General features: G+C 28.7%; 21 protein-coding genes. 16 read left to right on the top strand and 5 right to left on the bottom strand.

Going from position 1 to position 20,745, the window contains the following annotated elements; translation table 11 throughout:
- Positions 1-14 precede the first annotated feature (14 nt).
- The 16 genes from rplI (at position 15) to Q0J90_RS05710 (ending at position 16,797) form a co-directional block, all read left to right on the top strand.
- Positions 15-506, top strand: coding sequence for a 50S ribosomal protein L9 (rplI, locus tag Q0J90_RS05785; RefSeq protein WP_297276998.1), 492 nt, complete (start codon positions 15-17; stop codon positions 504-506).
- Between the two features lie 36 nt (positions 507-542).
- Positions 543-1,943 (top strand): replicative DNA helicase, encoded by a 1,401-nt coding sequence (gene dnaB / locus Q0J90_RS05780; protein WP_297276996.1) that lies wholly within the window; start codon positions 543-545, stop codon positions 1,941-1,943.
- Positions 1,944-1,950: 7 nt separating this feature from the next.
- On the top strand, positions 1,951-2,757 hold the full coding sequence (locus tag Q0J90_RS05775) for an ABC transporter permease (RefSeq protein ID WP_297276995.1): 807 nt from the start codon (positions 1,951-1,953) through the stop codon (positions 2,755-2,757).
- A 454-nt stretch (positions 2,758-3,211) separates the two neighbouring features.
- Positions 3,212-3,991 (top strand): AraC family transcriptional regulator, encoded by a 780-nt coding sequence (locus Q0J90_RS05770; RefSeq protein WP_297276994.1) that lies wholly within the window; start codon positions 3,212-3,214, stop codon positions 3,989-3,991.
- Between the two features lie 145 nt (positions 3,992-4,136).
- A complete protein-coding gene (gene chvE / locus Q0J90_RS05765; RefSeq protein ID WP_297276993.1) occupies positions 4,137-5,216 on the top strand; it encodes a multiple monosaccharide ABC transporter substrate-binding protein in 1,080 nt (359 codons plus the stop codon).
- 26 nt (positions 5,217-5,242) lie between these two features.
- A complete protein-coding gene (locus Q0J90_RS05760; protein WP_297276992.1) occupies positions 5,243-6,772 on the top strand; it encodes an ATP-binding cassette domain-containing protein in 1,530 nt (509 codons plus the stop codon).
- Positions 6,773-6,800: 28 nt separating this feature from the next.
- Complete coding sequence (locus Q0J90_RS05755; RefSeq protein WP_297276991.1) at positions 6,801-7,436, top strand: hypothetical protein; 636 nt, start codon at positions 6,801-6,803, stop codon at positions 7,434-7,436.
- Positions 7,437-7,450: 14 nt separating this feature from the next.
- Positions 7,451-7,984 (top strand): hypothetical protein, encoded by a 534-nt coding sequence (locus Q0J90_RS05750; RefSeq protein WP_297276990.1) that lies wholly within the window; start codon positions 7,451-7,453, stop codon positions 7,982-7,984.
- A gap of 145 nt (positions 7,985-8,129) precedes the next feature.
- The gene (locus Q0J90_RS05745; RefSeq protein ID WP_297276989.1) at positions 8,130-9,125 is read left to right on the top strand and encodes an ABC transporter substrate-binding protein; all 996 of its coding nucleotides are present in this window, start codon (positions 8,130-8,132) and stop codon (positions 9,123-9,125) included.
- A 135-nt stretch (positions 9,126-9,260) separates the two neighbouring features.
- Entirely contained in the window at positions 9,261-10,532 is a 1,272-nt protein-coding gene (locus Q0J90_RS05740) for a sugar ABC transporter ATP-binding protein (RefSeq protein WP_297276997.1), read from the top strand.
- A gap of 7 nt (positions 10,533-10,539) precedes the next feature.
- Entirely contained in the window at positions 10,540-10,692 is a 153-nt protein-coding gene (locus Q0J90_RS05735) for a hypothetical protein (protein WP_297276988.1), read from the top strand.
- Between the two features lie 2 nt (positions 10,693-10,694).
- Positions 10,695-11,747, top strand: a complete 1,053-nt coding sequence (locus Q0J90_RS05730; RefSeq protein ID WP_297276987.1) for an ABC transporter permease — start codon at positions 10,695-10,697, stop codon at positions 11,745-11,747.
- Entirely contained in the window at positions 11,740-12,714 is a 975-nt protein-coding gene (gene yjfF, locus Q0J90_RS05725) for a galactofuranose ABC transporter, permease protein YjfF (protein ID WP_297276986.1), read from the top strand. Before Q0J90_RS05730 ends, yjfF begins: the two co-directional genes overlap by 8 nt.
- 105 nt (positions 12,715-12,819) lie before the next feature.
- Positions 12,820-14,496: a ribulokinase gene (locus Q0J90_RS05720; RefSeq protein WP_297276985.1), complete on the top strand. Its 1,677-nt coding sequence runs from the start codon at positions 12,820-12,822 to the stop codon at positions 14,494-14,496.
- A 21-nt stretch (positions 14,497-14,517) separates the two neighbouring features.
- Positions 14,518-16,011, top strand: a complete 1,494-nt coding sequence (araA, locus tag Q0J90_RS05715; RefSeq protein ID WP_297276984.1) for an L-arabinose isomerase — start codon at positions 14,518-14,520, stop codon at positions 16,009-16,011.
- Between the two features lie 90 nt (positions 16,012-16,101).
- Positions 16,102-16,797, top strand: a complete 696-nt coding sequence (locus Q0J90_RS05710) for an L-ribulose-5-phosphate 4-epimerase (protein ID WP_297276983.1) — start codon at positions 16,102-16,104, stop codon at positions 16,795-16,797.
- A gap of 39 nt (positions 16,798-16,836) precedes the next feature.
- Here Q0J90_RS05710 and Q0J90_RS05705 read toward each other — a convergent pair whose 3' ends face one another.
- The 5 genes from Q0J90_RS05705 to Q0J90_RS05685 form a co-directional block, all read right to left on the bottom strand.
- Complete coding sequence (locus Q0J90_RS05705; protein ID WP_297276982.1) at positions 16,837-18,357, bottom strand: UDP-N-acetylmuramoyl-L-alanyl-D-glutamate--2,6-diaminopimelate ligase; 1,521 nt, start codon at positions 18,355-18,357, stop codon at positions 16,837-16,839.
- A gap of 56 nt (positions 18,358-18,413) precedes the next feature.
- On the bottom strand, positions 18,414-18,767 hold the full coding sequence (locus Q0J90_RS05700) for a septation ring formation regulator EzrA (protein ID WP_297276981.1): 354 nt from the start codon (positions 18,765-18,767) through the stop codon (positions 18,414-18,416).
- An 18-nt stretch (positions 18,768-18,785) separates the two neighbouring features.
- Positions 18,786-19,691, bottom strand: coding sequence for a 16S rRNA (cytosine(1402)-N(4))-methyltransferase RsmH (rsmH, locus tag Q0J90_RS05695; RefSeq protein WP_297276980.1), 906 nt, complete (start codon positions 19,689-19,691; stop codon positions 18,786-18,788).
- A 33-nt stretch (positions 19,692-19,724) separates the two neighbouring features.
- Complete coding sequence (locus Q0J90_RS05690) at positions 19,725-20,225, bottom strand: DUF2262 domain-containing protein (RefSeq protein ID WP_297276979.1); 501 nt, start codon at positions 20,223-20,225, stop codon at positions 19,725-19,727.
- Positions 20,226-20,288: 63 nt separating this feature from the next.
- Positions 20,289-20,745, bottom strand: a 457-nt coding sequence (locus Q0J90_RS05685; protein ID WP_297276978.1) for an AAA family ATPase, incomplete at its 5' end; no start/stop codon positions are given.

Genomic DNA, 20,745 nt, shown 5'->3' with positions numbered 1-20,745 from the left:
CAAGGAGAAGGCAAATGGAAGTTATCTTAAAAAAAGATTTTATATCATTAGGTTATGAAGGTGATATATGTAAAGTAAAAGACGGCTATGCAAGAAATTACCTTATTCCAAGAAATATAGCAGTAATAAAAAATGCTGCTAATTTAAGAACTTTAGCTCAAATGCAGAAAAGTTTAGAGAAAAAAAGAGCTAAAAGAAAAATGGAAGCTGAAATACTTAAAGGTAAAATAGTTGATATCAGTATAGTTATACCTATGAAAGTTGCTGAAAATGGTAAATTATACGGTTCTGTTAGTCAGCAGACTATTGTTGATGCTTTAAAAGAAAAAGAAATTGATATAAACAAACGCGATGTTCATATGGAAAAACATATTAAAGAACTTGGCGAATTTGAAGTTGAAATAAAATTATATCATAGTGTTAATGCTAATATAAAAATTAAAGTAGTTAATATGGATGCACAAGAAGAAGTAAAAGAAGAAAGTGCAGAAGCTGCTCAAGCTTAATAATTGTCCCAATACTAACAATAGGCATAATATTCAATGAATAATACACCATGCTCAATAGAGGCTGAAGAGTCTCTATTGGGTGCAATGCTTCAAAATTCTCAGGCCATATCGGTATCTCTCTCCAAAATAAAGTCTTCTGATTTTTACAGTGAAAGAAATCGCATGCTGTATGAAAGCATTATAGAAATGCATAATAGAGGCATAGCTATAAATGCAGAAACAACTTTAAGATATCTTAAAGAAAATAATTTATTTGAAAAAATTATTCAAAATGATGAAGCATATTTAATGCGTATTATAGATGGTACTCCATTCCATCAGAATGCTAAATATTATGCTGAGATTATAGCAGAAAAATCATTACTGAGAGATTTGATAAATGCAACTCAGGATATACAAAAGTCAGCTTATGAGGCAAAAGATTCTGAAACAAAAGAGATAGCAGATTTTGCTGAAAAGAAAATTTTTGAGATTACTCAAAGAAGATTAGATAATGACTTTATTCATATTAGAGATTTATTATATGAAGCTTTAACTACTATAGAAAGCAGAAAAAAACATAAAGGTACAGTTACAGGAGTTCCTTCCGGTTTTATAGGATTGGATAAAGTAACTCATGGGTTTCAGCCTTCTGACTTAATAATACTTGCAGCAAGACCTTCTGTAGGTAAAACTAGTTTTGCTCTTAATATAGTTGAGCATGTTATAACAAACATTGAGACAGCTGGTTTTGGAATAGGATTTTTTTCACTTGAAATGAGCAGAATGCAGCTTGTAGAAAGATTGATTGCAAGCAAGGCTAGAATAAGTTTATCAAGAATAAGGTCTGGTGATTTAGAAAAACAAGAATGGGTTAAACTTGGAAATACATTTAATAGTTTATCTCAGGCAAATCTTTTAATAGATGATTCAAGCCAATTAACTATAATGGAGATACGCGGAAAAGCTAGACAGATGAAATATAAATTTGCTGAGATGAGCAAAACTTCCGGAAAAAATATTGATTTAAAACTTGTAGTTGTTGACTATTTGCAGTTAATTCATTCCGGCACTCAGTCTAGAAGAAATGGAACAAGAGAGCAGGAAATAGCAGATATTTCAAGAGGACTTAAAGCATTAGCTAAAGAGCTTAATGTACCTGTTATATCTTTAGCACAGCTTTCAAGGGCTGTTGAACAAAGACAGGATAAACCTAGACTTTCTGATCTTAGAGAGTCAGGATCTATAGAGCAGGATGCTGATATAGTTATGTTTTTGCATAGGCAAAGACCAAATAAAGAGAATAAAGAAGATGAAGTTATTGATGATAGGACAAATCAAGTAGAAGTAATACTTGCAAAACATAGAAATGGTGCTATACTTGATGGACTGCCTCTTAATTTCATAGCAGATCAAACTAGATTTGAAAATATAAAACCTTATGAGAAGGAGTAATTTTATTATGGAATTATTTGATGTAAAAATAGAATTACGTAAAGGAATTAAAAATAAGATAACTTATTTTTTAGCTACATTGGGAGAATTTGCTAATTTACTATTAGAGATATTTAAATATACTTTCAAGCCAAATTTCTCTTTTAAACTTTTAAGAGAACAAATAGTAAGGATGGGAGTAGATTCCTTTATTGTTGCCGGTGTTACCGTTCTTTGTACTGGTATGGTTATGTCATTGCAAATAGCCGTTGTTTTGGATAGCGTATTAAAAGGTATATCTCAGTTTGTAGGTTCTATGGTTGGTAAGGCTATGGTTAAAGAGTTATCACCTATGCTTCTAGCTTTAATTTTTGCAGGAAGGGTAGGAAGTTCTGTTACTGCCGAAATAGGAACTATGCAGGTAAGCGAACAGCTTGATGCTTTAAAAACTTTATATACCAATCCGATAGAGTATGTTGCTGTACCTAGATTTTGGGCTGCTGTTATATCTTTGCCTATGCTTACAGTTTCTGCCGATGTTATAGGTGTTTTAGGAGGTGCTATTGTTACCGTATTTGTTTTACATAGCGATCCTATGCATTATTTTGATAGGGCGATTGCTGTTATTACTATTGGGGATTTTATAGGAAGTTTAATCAAGTCAACTATATTTGGTGCTGAAGTTATGCTTATATCATGTTTCTATGGTTTTAGAACTTCCGGCGGTGCTGAGGGTGTTGGTAAAGCTACTACTACAAGTGTTGTTTATAGCTTTATGATAATTCTTGTAACTGACTATTTATTAGTTTCAATACTTGGTATGTTTGGAATGTAGTGTATTTATTTTATTCAAGTATTTTTACTAATAATATTATATTTATAATATTGAATATTTATGATAAGTTTATATACTTTAAATTAGGATGAATATAGAATATATATGCAGTCATATTTTAAAAATGATTTAATCTCCTATTAGAATATATAACTTATATAATATTGAAGAAAAAACTATAGGTATACAAAAAAATAATATTATAGATGCAAAACTTCAAAATTATCTTTTAACAAATGCTAATAAATATTATCCTATTTTATATATAGATAAAGATAATATTGTTTATTCATCCTTCATCCTGGATGATAAAAAAATCATAATAGGGCCTAATTGCATATATTCAGGATATAATAATGCAAATAATATACATGAAATTCCTTTAGATATATTTTGTGAAGAAATTTTATTTGTACATAACTTATATAATGATACTAGTATTTCTTATGATGAGATGCTTATTAAAAATTTTGTAAATGATGATTTATTACATAACATTAATAAAGGAATTACAGATACATATATAAATATTTACTCTAATAATACTTTTCATAATCCATATGATAGAGAGTTAAGAATATTAGAAAGTATTAGAAATGGAGATTTACAAGGTTTAAAACAAAGTTTAGATGAGAAGTTTATAGGACAATATGGTACTATGGCTAAAGATAAAATTCGTTCATATAAAAATGTAGCTATATGCCATATATGTTTATCAAGCAGGGCAGCTATAGACGGAGGTATTTCATCTGAGATTGCTTTTTCAATTTGCGATAATTTTGTAAGAAAATTAGAAGATACTAATAAAATAGAACATATACAGTCTATAGAAAGAGAAGCTCATTTTTATTTTGCTCAATTTGTATACAATCAAAAAAATAATGAATATATTGATAATAAGAATTATTTAGTAAATCAGTGTAAAGAGATAATCATTAAGAATATCAATAAAAAAATAGTTGTTAAAGACATAGCAAAAAAACTTTATACAAATTCTGAGTATCTTTCAAGAGTATTCAGTAAACAAGAAGGCATTACAATAAAAGATTATATACAGAGAGAAAAAATACAGTTTTCAAAAAATATGCTTATTTATTGTGAATATACATTTGGTGAAATAGCACAATATTTTTCTTTTTATTCTCAGAGTCATTATATAAAAATATTTAAAAAATGGACAGGAACTACTCCTAAAAAATTTAGAGATGAATATTGTATAAAAAAAGGTAATTAATTTTATCATTTAAAAATCTAGAATATAAAATAATTTTTTAAATAAATCAAATTTGTAGTATAAAAGTAATAATTATAGTATATAACATTCTTCATTTTTATATAATTAGAAAATATATATAAACTAAAATATTTGGGGGTATAATATGATAAAAAAATTATCTATTATTCTTTGTTCTTTAATGTTTTTTATAATTTCTTGTTCTGGGGGAGCTGGAAATGCTGATAAAGCTTTAGTTGGTGTTGCAATGCCTACACAGTCTTCTGAAAGATGGATAAATGATGCTGCTAATATGAAAGCTAATTTAGAGAAATTGGGTTATTCTGTAGATATTCAATTTGCAGAAGATGATGTTCAAACACAAGTATCTCAAATTGAAAATTTTATAGCTAAAGGTGTAAAATGTTTGGTGGTAGCCTCAGTAGATTCTCAAGCATTAGTTAATGTTTTAGAGCAGGCAAAAAATAATAATATACCTGTAATAGCTTATGACAGATTATTGATGGATACTGATTCAGTTTCATATTATGCTACATTTGATAATAAAGGTGTAGGAACTAAAATAGCTGAATATATAGTAAAAGCTAAAAATTTAGAAACAGCTAAACAAGAAAATAGAAGCTATTCTATAGAATTCTTTATGGGTTCTCCAGATGATAATAATGCTTTATTCTTATATAATGGTATAATGGAAGTTTTACAGCCATATCTTGACAACGGCGTATTAGTATGTAAAACAGGAAGAACTAGTTTCCAAGATACTTGTATATTAAGATGGTCTCAGGAAACAGCACAGCAATGGGCAGAAAACTATCTTTCAGGCTACTATAATAATCAAAAATTAGATATAGCTTGCAGTGCTTTTGATGGTTTTGCTTATGGTATACGTTCAGCATTAGAAGCATCTGGTTATAAAGTTGGAGAGGATTGGCCTTTAATTTCAGGACAAGACGCTGATTTAATGGCTATAAAAAATATTATTTCCGGACATCAAACTATGACTATATTTAAAGATACAAGAATATTGGCTGAAAAATGTGCCGGTATGGTTGATGCTGTATTAAAAGGTGTAGAACCAGAAGTAAATGATACTAATCAATACAATAATAATATAAAAGTAGTTCCTACTTATTTATGCGAACCTATAGCTGTTGATAAAGATAACTATCAAACTGTAATAGTTGATAGCGGATATTATACAGAAGAACAGCTTCAAGTTAACTAATATTTTACTTTATAAGGAGGACATTCATGGATAATGATTATATTTTAGTAATGGAAAATATTACAAAAGAATTTTCATCTATAAAAGCTCTTAACAATGTTAATTTAAAAGTTAAAAAAGGTGAGATACATGCACTATGCGGAGAAAATGGTGCTGGTAAATCAACGCTTATGAATGTCCTATCCGGTGTATATCCTTATGGCAGTTATACTGGGGATATATATTATAAAGGAGAAAAGTGTAAATTTAAAAAAATTAAAGATAGTGAACATAAAGGAATAGTTATAATACAGCAGGAATTGGCATTGATACCTTATTTATCAATAGCTGAAAATATATTTTTGGGAAATGAACAGCTTTCTTTTAAGGGTGTTATAGATTGGAATAAAACCAGAGAAAAAGCTATAGAGATGTTGAAAGTTGTAGGTTTAGAAAATGAAAATGTTATGGATCCAATTAATAGTATAGGGGTTGGTAAGCAGCAATTAGTAGAGATATCTAAGGCTTTAGCAAAAAAAGTTGAATTATTGATATTGGATGAACCTACTGCTTCACTTAATGATAAAGAAAGTATGAATTTGTTAGAAATAATTAAGCAATTAAAGAATGAAGGTATTACATGCATTATCATATCCCATAAATTAAATGAAATAAGTTATATAGCAGATTCTATTACTATAATTAGAGACGGACAAAGTATACAGACCTTATATAAAGGTAAAGATAATTTTGATGAAGATACTATAATTAAAGGAATGGTTGGAAGAGAATTAACAAATAGATATCCTAAGAGAGAAAATTGTCAAATAGGGAAAGTTATATTTGAAATAAATAATTGGAATGTATTTAATGGAAATAAACATGTTTTAAAAGATATATCATTAAATGTCAGAGCCGGCGAAGTAGTCGGTATAGCCGGTTTAATGGGAAGCGGCAGAACTGAGCTTGCTATGAGTATATTTGGAAGGACTTATGGAGACCGTATAAGCGGTAATATGAAGATTCATGAAAAAGAAGTTTTTATAAAAACTGTTAAGGATGCTATAGATAACAAAATAGCATATACATCAGAAGATAGAAAAACTTACGGATTAGTGCTTATTGATGATATAAAACACAATATGACAATGGCTAGTTTAAGAAAAGCTTTTTCTAAGTTTGGTATTGTAAATGATAATGAAGAAATATTAAAATCGCATGAATATAAAAATTTATTAAATTTGAAATCTAATTCAATAAATCAAGTTGTAGGTTCTTTATCAGGAGGAAATCAGCAGAAGGTAGTTTTAGCAAAATGGATGCTTTCTAATCCGGATGTACTTATATTAGATGAGCCTACAAGAGGTATAGATGTTGGGGCTAAATATGAAATATATTGTGTAATAAATGATTTAGTAAAGATGGGTAAAGCTGTGATAATAATATCTTCAGAATTACCGGAAGTTATAGGAATGTCAGATAGGGTTTATGTACTAAGTGAAGGTAAAATTGTAGGAGAATTAAAAGAAGATATTAATCAAGTAAATATAATGAAATGTATTGTTAAAGATAATTAATAAATAAAATTATGGAGGATACTTTTATATGGATACTAAAAATACAGCTAATAAATATATTAATATTGACATAAAACAATATGGTATGATAATAGCTTTAATAGCTATATTTTTCTTATTTTATATTCTTACAGGCGGAAAAAATGCATCACCAACTAATATAAATAATTTAATAATGCAAAATGGATATATCGTTATACTTTCAATAGGTATGCTTTTATGCGTTTTAACTGGTAATATAGATTTAGGTGTAGGTTCTATAGTTGCTCTTTGCGGTGCTACTAGTGCTATATTTGTTGTTGATTTAGGCATGCCTACGCCGGTTGCTTTTTTAGCAGCAATAGTTATAGGTACTTTATCTGGTGTTGCAGTTGGATTTTTTGTTTCTGTTTTATCGATTCCTCCTTTTATTGTAACTTTGGCTACTATGTTAATGGGAAGAGGTTTAACATATACTATGCTGCAAGCTCAGACAAAAGGACCTTTACCTAAAGATTATACTTTTTTGGCCATTGGTTTCTTACCTAATATAGAAATAACTTTAGGAACAATAAAATTGGATTTAGTTCCTATTATAATAGCTTTGATAATAACTGTATTTATAATATTATCCGCAATCAAAAAAAATAAAGAAAAATTAAATATGGATTCCCTACTACTGTAAAATGGCAGCAGGCTTTGGTTCTTTTGGTAATATTAGCTATATTATGGTTTTTCTTGTATAAATTAGCCAGATATAATGGTATTCCTGTAGTTTTAATATTGATGTCTTTACTTATAGCTATATATCATTTTATAACAACAAAAACAATTGCTGGAAGACAGATATATGCTTTAGGAGGAAATGCTAAGGCTGCTAAATTGTCTGGTATCAATACCAAATTAGTATTTTTCTGGGTATATGCTAATATGGGGCTTCTATCTGCTATAGCAGGAATAGTATTATCAGCAAGGAATGCTTCTGCAACACCTAAAGCAGGTGATGGTTTTGAAATGGATGCTATAGCTGCATGTTATATAGGAGGTGCTGCTACATCCGGAGGTGTTGGTACTATCATTGGTGCTGTTGTTGGAGCTTTTACTATGGGTATATTGAATAATGGTATGTCTCTTGTAGGATTATCAACTGATATACAAAAAATAGTTAAAGGCTTGGTTTTATTGGGAGCAGTTACATTTGATTTATTATCAAAACAAAGAAAAAATGTTTAAAAAATCTATGCATAAAAAATCATTTTTATAAGAATTATTTTTTAAATAAATCATTTATATAGTATAAAAGTAATAATTATAGTATATAACAATATTCCTTTTTATATAATTTAAAATATATAAATAAAATATTTGGGGGCTTAATATGCTTAAAAAATTATCTATTATTATTTGTTCTTTAATGTTTTTTATAGTTTCTTGTTCCGGTGGCGGGAAAGGTGCTGGAGATAGTGCAGGAGCAAGCGGCGGAGATAAGCAAATAGTTCTTGGTTTTGCTCAAGTTGGAGCTGAAAGTGAATTTAGAACAGCAAACACTAAATCTATAAGAGAAGCTGCTTCTAATGCTAATATAGAATTAGTATTCTCAGATGCACAGCAGAAACAAGAAAACCAAATAAAAGCTATACGCAGTTTCATAGCAAGAAAAGTAGATGTTATAGCATTTTCACCTGTAGTGGAATCTGGTTTTGAAGCAGTTTTGCAGGAAGCAAAACAAGCTAATATACCAGTAATAGTTACAGATAGGAGAGTAGCAGTAAGCAGCAATGATTTATATATAGCTTTTATAGGTGCTGATTTTGTAGAAGAAGGAAAAAAAGCAGCTAATTGGTTAGTAGAATATATGAATAAATTAGGCAGAGGTTCAGAACAATTAAATATAGTTGAACTTCAAGGAACTGTTGGAAGTTCTCCTGCTAATGACAGACAAAAAGGTTTCTCAGAAGTAATTTCTAACTATCCTAATTACAAAATAATACGTTCTCAAACAGGTGATTTTACTAGAGCAAAAGGTAAAGAAGTAATGGAAGCTTTCTTAAAAGCAGAACCAAAAATAGATATATTATTTGCTCATAATGATGATATGGCTATAGGAGCTATACAAGCTATAGAGGAAGCAGGAAAAAAACCTGGACAAGATATAGTTATAGTATCCATAGACGGCGTTAGAGGTGCTTTTGAAGCTATGATGGCTGGAAAACTTAATTGTACTGTAGAATGTAATCCATTATTTGGTGACTTATTAATGGAAACAGTTAAAAAAGTAGTAGCTGGAGAAGAAGTACCTAAGTCTTTATATGTAGAAGAAGGTATATTCCCTGCTGAGGTTGCAGCTCAAGAATTCCCTAATAGACAATATTAATATGAATTTCTAATATGTTTGGATATTTAATTAAATATAATTAAATATCCAAATAAAAAGGAAAATATTATGAATACTATTTTAGAGATGAAAAATATACAAAAATACTTCATTGGTGTTTAGGCTTTAAAAGATATAAATTTTTCTTTAAATGCCGGAGAAGTATGTGCATTAATGGGGGAAAATGGTGCCGGTAAATCTACTTTAATTAAAGTTCTTACAGGTGTACATAAATTAGATGGCGGAGAAATTATTTTAGAAGGTAAAAAGATATATCCTAATTCGCCATTAGATGCTCAAAAAATGGGAATTAGTTCTGTTTATCAAGAAGTCAATTTATGCGGTAATTTAACTGTTGCTGAAAATATTTTTATAGGCAGAGAGCCAAAAAAATTTGGATTCATTGATAAGAAGAAATTAATTGATAATGCTTTTGAGGCTGTGAATAAACTTTATTTAAATATAGATGTTACTAAACCTCTATCATATTATTCTTTGGGTATACAGCAAATGATAGCCATTACAAGGGCTTTGCAGTTAAATGCCAAAATACTGATACTAGATGAGCCTACATCATCGCTTGAAGAAAATGAGGTTAATCAGCTTTTTGATATTATGAAAAGATTAAAAAATGAAGGTTTAGGAATAATTTTTGTAACTCATTTTTTGGATCAAGTATATAAAGTATCAGATACTATAACAGTTTTAAGAAATGGAAAATTGGTTGGAAGTCATAAGACTTCTGAATTAAGCAAATTAAATTTAATAAAAGAAATGCTTGGAAAAGAATATGATGATATATCAAATTCTATAGTAAAAAAAGAATATAATGAAAATGCAGATGACTTTATTAAAATTGATAATATAGGAAAAAAGACTTATATGAATCCTGTATCTTTCAATATTAATAAGGGTGAGATAGTTGGATTTTCAGGTTTGTTGGGTTCGGGAAGAAGTGAGACAGCAAAACTTATTTTCGGAGCCGTAAAAAAGGATACAGGCAGTATTTTTATAAAAAATGAAAAGAAAGATTTTTCTCAGCCTATAGATGCTATTAATAACAGAATAGGCTTTTGTTCGGAAGATAGAAAATTAGAAGGAATTATTGGTGATTTAAGTATTAGAGAAAATATCATTTTGGCTTTACAGACTAAGAAAGGAATATTTAATTATATTGATAGAAAAAAACAAGAAGAAATGGCTGATAAGTATATAAAGGCACTTAATGTAGTAACAGTTGATGCTAATAAGCCTATTAAATTTTTAAGCGGCGGAAATCAGCAGAAAGTTCTTTTGGCAAGATGGCTTTGTACAGATCCTGAATTATTAATATTAGATGAACCTACAAGGGGGAATAGATATAGGAGCAAAATCAGAAATACAAAAAATGATGTTGGATTTAAGTAATAAAGGTATGTCATTTATATTTATTTCTTCTGAAATAGAAGAGGTTATACGTTCATCAGATAAAGTTGTAATATTTAAAGATAATAAAAAGATAAAAGAACTTTTGGGAAATGATATAAATGAAAAAAATATATTAAATAGTATTGCTCAGGAAAAATAATTATGGAAAAATTAAATAAATTAAGAAAATATAGATATTTTTGGCCTATTTTAGCTTTATGTATTATATTACTTTATAATTTAATATTTACACCTAATTTCTTTAAGATAGAGATAATGGGAGATAGATTATACGGCAATCTAATAGATATATTGCATAGAGCTACTCCTATAATGTTGGTTGCTATAGGTATGACATTAGTCATTGCTACTGGGGGAATAGATTTATCAGTAGGTGCTATTGTATCAATAACTGGTTCTGTTGCTGCTAGTTTAATAGGAGGAAAATTGGTATTGCTTGCAGACGGAACACAAAATTATGTTTCTAATTATCCTATGGGTTTGGCTATTACTATAGCAATATTAGTTGGTGTTTTATGCGGTGCTTGGAATGGTTTTTTAGTATCAAAAATAAGAATACCGCCAATTATAGCTACTCTTATATTAATGGTTGTTGGAAGAGGTATAGCACAGCTTATTACAAATGGTGAGATTATAACAGTTTATTATGCTCCGTTTTTCTTTATAGGTAATGGATATATATTTAAAATACCTTTTACTATAATAATATCTGTTGTAATAATAGTATTAACTATAATTTTTACTAGGAAAACAGCACTTGGATTATTTTTGGAATCTGTAGGTATCAATAGAGAGGCAAGCAGATTGTCAGGTGTAAAAGCTAGTATTATATTATTTATATCATATGCTTTCTGCGGATTTTGTTCTGCTATTTCAGGATTGATAGTTTGTTCTAATGTAAAAAGTGCAGATGCTAATAATGCTGGATTGTTATTTGAAATGGATGCTATATTAGCTGTTGTAATAGGAGGTACTTCACTTAACGGCGGTAAATTTTATATTATGGGTACTGTAATAGGCGCAATCATTATACAAACTTTAACTACAACTATATATTCTACCGGTGTTCCTCCAGAAATTACTTTAGTTATAAAGGCTATAGTTGTATTTATTATAAGTTTGATACAGTCAGAAGAGTTTAGAAATTTTGTTGCAAAACCATTTTCAAAGAAAGGTGGTAAATTATATGAGTAATAAATTAATATCATTTATTAAAAAAAATATATCTGTATTAATAACCATCACTTTATTTATATTAATGTTTATAATAGGAAGCATATTATTTAGAGGATTCTTTTCTGCTCAAGTGTTTTATAATCTTTTTATAGATAATGCCTTTATGATGGTTACAGCTGCCGGCATGACTATGGTTATTATAACAGGAGGTATAGATCTTTCAGTTGGATCTGTAATAGCATTAACTACTATGGTTGTAGCACATTTAAGTGAAAAAGCTGGCATAAATCCTGCTATTGTTATATTGGCTGGATTATCTGTAGGTACTATATTTGGTCTTGTACATGGAATAGTTATAAGTGTATTTAATGTAGCTCCTTTTATAGTTACACTTGCAGGAATGTTTTTAGCAAGAGGATTATGTTATATAATTAGTACAGAATCTATAACTATTAATAATGAGTTATTTCAAAAAATAGCATTATTCAAAATACCGTTTATAAATGGTTCTATAACTTTTAACGTTATAATTGCAATAATAGTATTGATTACAGCATATATTATTCTTGAATATACTAGATTTGGAAGAACATTGTATGCTATAGGCGGCAATGAACAGTCAGCTATGTTAATGGGTTTAGGTGTAAAGAAAACAAAAGTAATAGTATATACCACCAATGGTTTTCTAGCATCATTATCTGGTATTGTATTTTCTTTATATATGTTATCCGGATATTCATTACATGCACAAGGAGGCGAATTAGATACTATAGCTTCATGTGTTATAGGCGGTACTCTCTTGTCAGGAGGAGTTGGAAATGTGATAGGCACTCTTTTTGGAGTATTGATATTAGGAGTTATACAAACATTAATAATGTTCCAAGGAACTTTAAGTTCATGGTGGACTAGAATAGCTATAGGTATACTTCTTTTATTCTTTATACTTTTCCAAACGTTTTTTATTAAGAAAACAAATGTTGATTAAGTTAAATTAATTAATGTTCTTTAATATAATTTCAAACCCTAAAGGATTTTTATTCTATTAAAAATCCTTTAGGAAAATATTTGCAGAAAATGGAGAATAGTAAAAATGAAAAGCTTTAATGTTAATGAGCATTATATGTTAGGAGCAGATTTCGGCTCTGATTCGGTTAGAGTTGTTATATTGGACGCATTTAACGGCAATGTTATAGGTACTTATGTAAGTTATTATCAAAGATGGAAAAAAGGTTTATATTGTGATAAAAAAATAAATCAATTTAGACAGCATCCTTTGGATTATATTGAAAGTTTAACAGAAGCTGTTAATAAAGCACTTGATATAGCAAATAAAAATTTTAGTAATGTATCAGAAAAAATTAGGGGTATATGTATAGATACGACCGGTTCTACACCTTGTTTATGTGATAGGGATGGAATGCCTCTTGCAATGAGTGAAAAGTTTAAAGATGATCCAGATGCTATGTTTATACTATGGAAAGATCATACTTCGGTAAAAGAAGCAGATGAAATTAATGAAGTTTCACATAGCAATGATGTAGATTATACTCAATATCTTGGAGGAGTTTATTCTACAGAATGGTTTTGGGCTAAAACTTTGCATGTCATTAGAAACAATAAAGCTGTAAAAGAGGCTGTATACACAGTTATGGAGCATTGCGATTGGATAACAGCTATTCTTTGCGGCAATACTAATCCTGACACTATAAAGCGAAGCAGATGTGCAGCCGGTCATAAATGCATGTGGCATAAAAGTTGGGGCGGATATCCTCCTAGAAGTTTCTTTGATAAATTTGATACTAAGATGGGGGATATAAGAGACTCTTTGGGAACAGAAACATATTCAACAGAAACTATAGAAGGATATTTGACTAAAGAATGGGCTGAAAAATTAGGACTTAATGAGGGCGTATTAGTTTGTGTTGGTGCTTATGATGCTCATATAGGTGCTGTTGGCGGATTAGTTGATGTAGGAGTTTTAGTAAAAAGTATAGGTACTTCAACTTGCGATGTTACAATTGGAAATATACCTAGCGGTAAAGAAAATTTAGTAAAGGGTATATGCGGTCAAGTTGACAGCTCTGTTGTTGAAGGCTATATAGGTTATGAGGCAGGTCAGTCAGCCTATGGAGATTATTATTCATGGTTTAGAAATATATTGATGTGGCCTTATAAAAATATATTAAAAACTACAGAAGAAGAAACAGAAATGTTTGAAAAGAAAATATTACCTTTATTAGAGGAAGAGGCTAATAAAATAAAAACTACTGAGAATTCTCCTGTAGCTGTAGATTGGATTAATGGAAGAAGAACTCCTTTTGCTAATCAAAATTTAAAAGCTACTATATTTGGTATGTCATTAGGTGTTGATGCTCCTGTTTTTATGAAAATGTTGTTGGAATCTACTGCTTATGGGGCAAGAGCTATAATAGAATGTTTTGAGGATGGCGGAATAGAAATTAAAAAGGTTATGGCTATAGGAGGAGTTGCTAGGAAAAGTGTATTGGGTATGCAAATATTAGCAGATGTAACAAATAGAGAAATATATGTAACTAAAGATGATCAGGCACCTGCTATAGGAGCTGCGGTATTTGCTGCTAAGGCTTATGGATTATATGATACTGTTTTTGAAGCACAAAATGCAATATCTGCTGGTATTGAAAGGATACATAAACCTATAAAAGAAAATGTTGAGATATATGAAAAATTATATAAAAAATATAAAGAACTCGCTAGATTTAGTGAGGATTTAATTAATAATAATTAACTATTGGGAGGATAAAATATTATGATAGATTTATCTAAATATGAATTTTGGTTTTTAACAGGCAGTCAATATCTATATGGAGAAGAAACTTTAAAAGAAGTAAGAGCTAATTCTAAAAAAATAGTAGAGGCTCTAAATAATAGCGGACTTCCATATAAAATTGTATGCAAAGAGATATTAACAGATTCTGATAAAATTTTAGCTCAATTAAATGAAGCAAATTCAAATGTTAATTGTGCAGGCGTAATATGCTGGATGCATACATTTTCTCCAGCAAAAACTTGGATAAAAGGATTGAGTGTATTAAAGAAACCAATGTTGGAATTAAATACTCAATTTAATGTTGAAATACCTTATGATAAAATAGATATGGATTTTATGAATTTAAACCAATCTGCACATGGAGATAGAGAATTTGGTTTTGCTACTTCAAGAATGAATATACCTAGAAAAGTTATAGCAGGACATTGGTCTCATAAAAATGTACAAGATAGAATGGCTATATGGATGAGAGCAGCAGTTGCTTATATAGACGGTATGGATATGACTATTATTAGATTCGGTGATAATATGAGAGATGTTGCTGTTACTGATGGTGATAAAGTTGAAGCTATGATTAAATTTGGATGGTCTGTTCAATATTATGCAGTAGGAGATTTAGTTAAATATATGAATCAAGTTACTGATTCTGATGTAGATAAACTTATGAAAGAATATGAAGATACTTATAATATAGTTTATGGAGACAATAAAGAATATACTATCTCTCATATAAAAGAACAGGCAAAAACAGAAATAGCTATAAAAGCATTCTTAAAAGATAAAAATGCTAAGGCATTCACAAATACATTCCAAGACTTGCATGGTATGAAGCAGCTTCCTGGATTAGCTACTCAAAGATTAATGGCAGCTGGATATGGTTTTGGTGCTGAGGGAGATTGGAAATTATCTGCTTTAGTTAGAACAATAAAAGTTATGGGTAATGGTTTGAAAGGCGGTACTTCTTTCATGGAAGATTACACATATCATTTTGAAGAAAATAATATGATGAATTTAGGTGCTCACATGCTTGAAATTTGTCCTTCAATAGCAGATTCTAAACCTAATATAGAGGTTCATGAATTAGGCATAGGAGACAGAGAAGCTCCTGCACGTTTAGTATTTAATGGACAGCCTGGTCCTGCTTTATGTGCTTCTATAGTTGAGATGAGAAATAGATTTAGAATGGCTGTTAATGTTGTTAATGCAGTGAAAATAGAAGATAATAAATTCCCTAAACTTCCTGTGGCAAGAGTACTTTGGAAACCTGCTCCTAATTTAATTACAGCTGCTGAAGCTTGGATATTGGCAGGAGGCGGACATCATACTACTTATTCTAATGCAATCAATGTTGATTATTTAGCAGATTATGCTGAAATAGCTCAAATAGAACTTTTAGTTATAGATGAAAATACTAAAGTTAATGATTTTAGAAAAGAAATGAGATGGAATGAAGCTTATTGGAATATGAGATAATATTTTTGTTCATAATATGTAAATTTTATTTGCTTTCTATTATAAGATATTATTTTTATAATAGAAAGCAAATGCTATTAAAGGTGTACTATGCTTGATGAATTAAAAAAAATAGTGTTCGATGGTAATATTGAACTTGTAAGAAAAAATTTAGTTATTTACACTTGGGGAAATGTAAGCGGCATTGATAAAGAAAGCAGACTGTTTGCTATAAAACCCAGCGGTGTAGATTATGATACAATGAAATTTGATGACATGGTTATACTTGATTTAGATGGAAATAAAAAAGAAGGTAAATATAAACCATCATCAGATACTGCTACGCATATTGAATTATATAAAGCTTTTCCTGAAATAGGTGCTATAGTTCATACGCATTCAAGTTATGCTACTAGCTGGGCACAGGCTAGAAAAGATATATTGGCTTTAGGTACAACTCATGCAGATTATTTTTACGGAGATATACCTTGTGCCAGAGCTTTAACTAAAGAAGAAATAGAAAGCGATTATGAAAAAAATACCGGTTTAGTTATAATAGAAACATTAAAAGAAAGAAATATTAATCCTATGGATATACCTGGAATTATATTATCATCGCATGGACCTTTTGCTTGGGGAAAAGATGTTGCTAATGCTGTTTATAATGCTGTTGTTCTTGAAGAGGTTGCTAAAATGGCATATAGAACTATACAAATAAATAAAGATGTTAAAAGAGTTGAACAGTATTTATTGGACAAGCATTATTTTAGAAAACACGGTAAAAACTCATATTATGGTCAAAATTAATAGCTGCACTATAAATATAATGCAGCTTTTATATTTTAATTATTTATTTTTATAAAATTCAGCTAAAGCCTCTCTGGCTATTTCTCTGTCATCAAAATGTATAGTTTTGTCTGGGAATATTTGATAAGTTTCATGTCCTTTTCCAGCTATTATAACTATATCATTTTCTTTGGCTTCTTTCACTGCTTCAAATATAGCGTCTTTTCTGTCAATAATTTTTTTGTAATTATTATTTTTAAATCCTTTTTCAATATCATTCATTATTTGATTAATATCTTCTGTTCTTTGATTATCTGTAGTAAGTATTGCTGTATCAGCGTATTTTTCTGCTATTGCAGCCATTATAGGGCGTTTCTTTCTGTCTCTATCCCCACCGCATCCGAATACCACTATAACTCTGTTAGGGTTTAATTTTTTAGCCTCTACTAAAATATTTTCTAAACTGTCAGGAGTATGAGAATAATCAACAGCAACTATAAAAGGATGTTTTTCATTTGTTACTATTTCAAATCTTCCTGCTACTTGTACTTTTTTCATTGCCTTTATAGATTTTTCTATATCAAGTTTGTATTCATAACAGTAAGCTAAAACAGATAATGAATTTAATATATTGAATCTTCCAAGCATTGATAATTTTACTTTTGATATAAATTTTCCTTTTGCATAAAATTCATATTCTGTATTTTTAGAATTTAAAGAAATGATTTTTCCGTAATAATCAGCTTTTTCATTTAGTCCGTAAGTAACCATTTTTATATCAAGTTTTTTTATGTAATTTGATATTTGCTTGAAATTATCAGTATCTATATTTATTATGGCTAGTTTTTTCTTTTTAGAGCTGTCTTTTAGAAGTGAGAATAATTTTAACTTTGCTTTAAGATAAGTCTGCATATCTCCATGATAATCAAGATGATCTTCTGTTATATTAGTAAAGATTGCTGTATCATATTGTAAATAATCGCATCTGTTCATAGCAAGTGCCTGCGATGATGATTCCATTACGATATGAGATATATTTTTCTTTAATGATTTATTAAATATATTTTCTAAATCAACAGATTCAGGAGTAGTTAAATTTGTTTTAATTTCTGTTTTTCCTATCATATTTTTGATAGTGCCTATTAAAGTTGTTTTATTTTTATTGGCTTCCAATACAGATTTTAATAAATATGTAGTAGTAGTTTTTCCGTTAGTTCCTGTTATTCCTATTGTATTTATTTTTTTAGTAGGCTCATCATAGAACTTTGCTGATATATAAGCTAAGCATTCTCTAGGATTTTTTACAGATACAAAATATATATTATTGTATTTTGTTTCTAACTCTTTTATAAAATTTTTATCAGCAGAAGCATCATATATTATTATACTTGCTTTATTATTGATAGCACTTTCTATATATTTATGTCCGTCATCTTTTAATCCCTTTATAGCAACAAATATATAGTTTTTCTTGATTAATTTTGAATTGTAAGCTATTCCCTTAATTTCTAAGTTTAAGCATTCTTTTGTTAATTGTTTTTGAGTTTTATAATTTTTTATAAGTTCTTTAAAGAATTTCATTGTTTATTCCATTTAATATTATTTTTTATAATATATATTATATACTAAAAATAATATTAATGGTAATTTTTCTTGTTTTCAGATTCTATTTTTAAATATAAAATATCATTATTATTATTTTCTCCGGCAGATGTAAAACCATTCATAATTGCTGTTTCTATGAATCTATTTGGCGATGAGTATTCAGCTTCTTCGGCACTTAATACTTTTACTTCTTTTTCTAAGCGTTCTATTTCTCTATCCAGCTTAGATATTTCAACAAGTATCTCATTTGCTTTAACATTTCTTGCAAAAGTAAATATACTTATAGTGATTACAAATAAAAGAAGAATAATAAAGAATGAACCTATAGAGTAGGTTTTTTTTTCTTTTACTTGAGTTTTATCTGTATTATTTTGATGCCTATTCATATTTTCTCCATAAAAAATTTATATTAATTGAATTACTCTCATTTTAGCACTTCGGCTTGCCGGATTTGATTTTATTTCTTCATTTGTCGGAGTTATAACCTTAGAATTTAGTAGTTTAAATATGCCTTCTTTATTTTTTGTCTTTTCATTTTCTTTAAAGAAGTTCTTTACTATTCTGTCTTCTAGTGAATGATAACTAATTACAGCGGCAATTCCATTTGGTTTTAATATATTTGGTATTTGAGATATGGAATCTTTAAGTATATTTAATTCATCATTTACTTCTATTCTTATAGCTTGGAATACCAATGTAGCCGGGTGAATTTTTCCGTATCTTTTTGATTTATCAGTATTATGAAATATTATGTTTTCTAATTCTCTTGAAGTTTCTATGTTTTTTTTATTTCTCTCTTTAACTATTATTGAAGCGATTTTAGCAGCATTATGAATTTCTCCATATTCCTTTAACACTCTTTCTAATTCTTTTTCACTGTAGAAATTAATAACATCATAAGCACTTTTTTCATTTATTCCAAGTCTCATATCTAATTTGACATTATCTTTAAATGAAAAACCTCTCTCAGCTTTTTTGAAATGAAATAATGAAACCCCTAGATCATAAAGCATAAAGTCTATATTGCCTAATATACTTTTATCAAGGGATTCTGTCATTTTGTTGTATGTATTATTGTAATAATGAAAATTGCTGTATTCATGTAATCTTTTTTTAGCAATTTCGAGGATATTTTTATCTCTTTCAAAACTATGAACTTCAAGATTTAAATCCAACATAGCTTTAGTATGCCCGCCTTCGCCTAAAGTGGCATCAATAGCTATTTTGGCATTCTCAGGTATGAAACTCAAAACCTCTTTTAACATAACAGGAGTATGTACTATTTCTAACTCATCATTTTTACCAATCATCTCTAATATTATCGGTAAAATGATACGCTAAAATTATCCTGCTATATCACCATATTCTATATTTCTTTCGCCATCAACATAAACTATTAATGAATGATGTTTAAAATAATCTGGTTCAAATAGTATATGCATTGTTGTATCAGGCCTAGTTTCATCTTCATCAAAATCTATTAATAATGTATCTATATACATAGCATTAAAAAATTCTTCTTCTTTTATAGGTATATTTATTATTTCGCCTAATTGATTCTTATATGTGTTTTCTTCCAATTCTTCACATGTAGAAACCCATTCTTCTGCTAAAGTAAGACATTGCTTTGAAATGAGAAAGTCTGAAATATTTTGCTTATGTTCATTGATCCATTTTAATATTTCATTTATTTTATCTATATGTTTTAACAGCATTTCTGACTTATTTGGAACATCTCCGAAATCTATTAATAATAATATCTTTTCATCTCCCCATAAATCACAGTGAGATTCATAAGAAAAGTAGTCATTTTCATAAAAATCTTTTATATCTTTATTTTTCATAAAATACCTTTTTTAATTTCAAATTACTGATTATTATAAATATAATAATATATTTTGTAATTTTCAAATTTTTATTATTTTTTTTTTATATTTAATTGCTTCTATTATTATTTGGCATATATCTTCATCACTAAAGTATCCGCTGTCTAATGTTAGGTTGTAATTAACCATATTTCCCCATTCTTCTCCCGTATAATATTTATGATAATTCGCTCTGTATTTATCTGTATTTTTTAATACATTTTCTGCTTGATCCAGTTTTATTCCATATTGATTTGTTATTCTTTCTATTCTTTCCTTATTTGGAGCATGTATAAAAATATTAAAACATTCGTATAAATTTTTTAATATAAAGCTTGCACATCTTCCTATTATTACACATTCTTCTTTTGCTGCTATGTTTCTTATTACTTCGCTTTGAATTTCAAACATTCTATCTAATGTAGAATATGTAATTTTAGAAGAAAAAGGGCTTGAAAAATGTTCTTTATGGAATGCACTGAAGAAAAGATTATCATTT

Origin of the sequence: uncultured Brachyspira sp., from assembly GCF_944390595.1 — a bacterium.
Taxonomy (GTDB): domain Bacteria; phylum Spirochaetota; class Brachyspiria; order Brachyspirales; family Brachyspiraceae; genus Brachyspira.
Note: the sequence above shows the minus strand (reverse complement) of the source record. Positions and strands in the feature narration are given on the sequence as shown.

Coding starts and splice junctions, on each gene's coding strand:
- araA (WP_297276984.1), top strand. CDS start 14,518: ATGATAGATTTATCTAAATATGAATTTTGGTTTTTAACAGGCAGTCAA.
- Q0J90_RS05755 (WP_297276991.1), top strand. CDS start 6,801: ATGGATACTAAAAATACAGCTAATAAATATATTAATATTGACATAAAA.
- rplI (WP_297276998.1), top strand. CDS start 15: ATGGAAGTTATCTTAAAAAAAGATTTTATATCATTAGGTTATGAAGGT.
- Q0J90_RS05730 (WP_297276987.1), top strand. CDS start 10,695: ATGGAAAAATTAAATAAATTAAGAAAATATAGATATTTTTGGCCTATT.
- Q0J90_RS05720 (WP_297276985.1), top strand. CDS start 12,820: ATGAAAAGCTTTAATGTTAATGAGCATTATATGTTAGGAGCAGATTTC.
- Q0J90_RS05770 (WP_297276994.1), top strand. CDS start 3,212: ATGCTTATTAAAAATTTTGTAAATGATGATTTATTACATAACATTAAT.
- Q0J90_RS05735 (WP_297276988.1), top strand. CDS start 10,540: ATGTCATTTATATTTATTTCTTCTGAAATAGAAGAGGTTATACGTTCA.
- yjfF (WP_297276986.1), top strand. CDS start 11,740: ATGAGTAATAAATTAATATCATTTATTAAAAAAAATATATCTGTATTA.
- Q0J90_RS05705 (WP_297276982.1), bottom strand. CDS start 18,357: ATGAAATTCTTTAAAGAACTTATAAAAAATTATAAAACTCAAAAACAA.
- chvE (WP_297276993.1), top strand. CDS start 4,137: ATGATAAAAAAATTATCTATTATTCTTTGTTCTTTAATGTTTTTTATA.
- rsmH (WP_297276980.1), bottom strand. CDS start 19,691: ATGATTGGTAAAAATGATGAGTTAGAAATAGTACATACTCCTGTTATG.
- Q0J90_RS05710 (WP_297276983.1), top strand. CDS start 16,102: ATGCTTGATGAATTAAAAAAAATAGTGTTCGATGGTAATATTGAACTT.
- Q0J90_RS05775 (WP_297276995.1), top strand. CDS start 1,951: ATGGAATTATTTGATGTAAAAATAGAATTACGTAAAGGAATTAAAAAT.
- Q0J90_RS05745 (WP_297276989.1), top strand. CDS start 8,130: ATGCTTAAAAAATTATCTATTATTATTTGTTCTTTAATGTTTTTTATA.
- dnaB (WP_297276996.1), top strand. CDS start 543: ATGAATAATACACCATGCTCAATAGAGGCTGAAGAGTCTCTATTGGGT.
- Q0J90_RS05700 (WP_297276981.1), bottom strand. CDS start 18,767: ATGAATAGGCATCAAAATAATACAGATAAAACTCAAGTAAAAGAAAAA.
- Q0J90_RS05760 (WP_297276992.1), top strand. CDS start 5,243: ATGGATAATGATTATATTTTAGTAATGGAAAATATTACAAAAGAATTT.
- Q0J90_RS05690 (WP_297276979.1), bottom strand. CDS start 20,225: ATGAAAAATAAAGATATAAAAGATTTTTATGAAAATGACTACTTTTCT.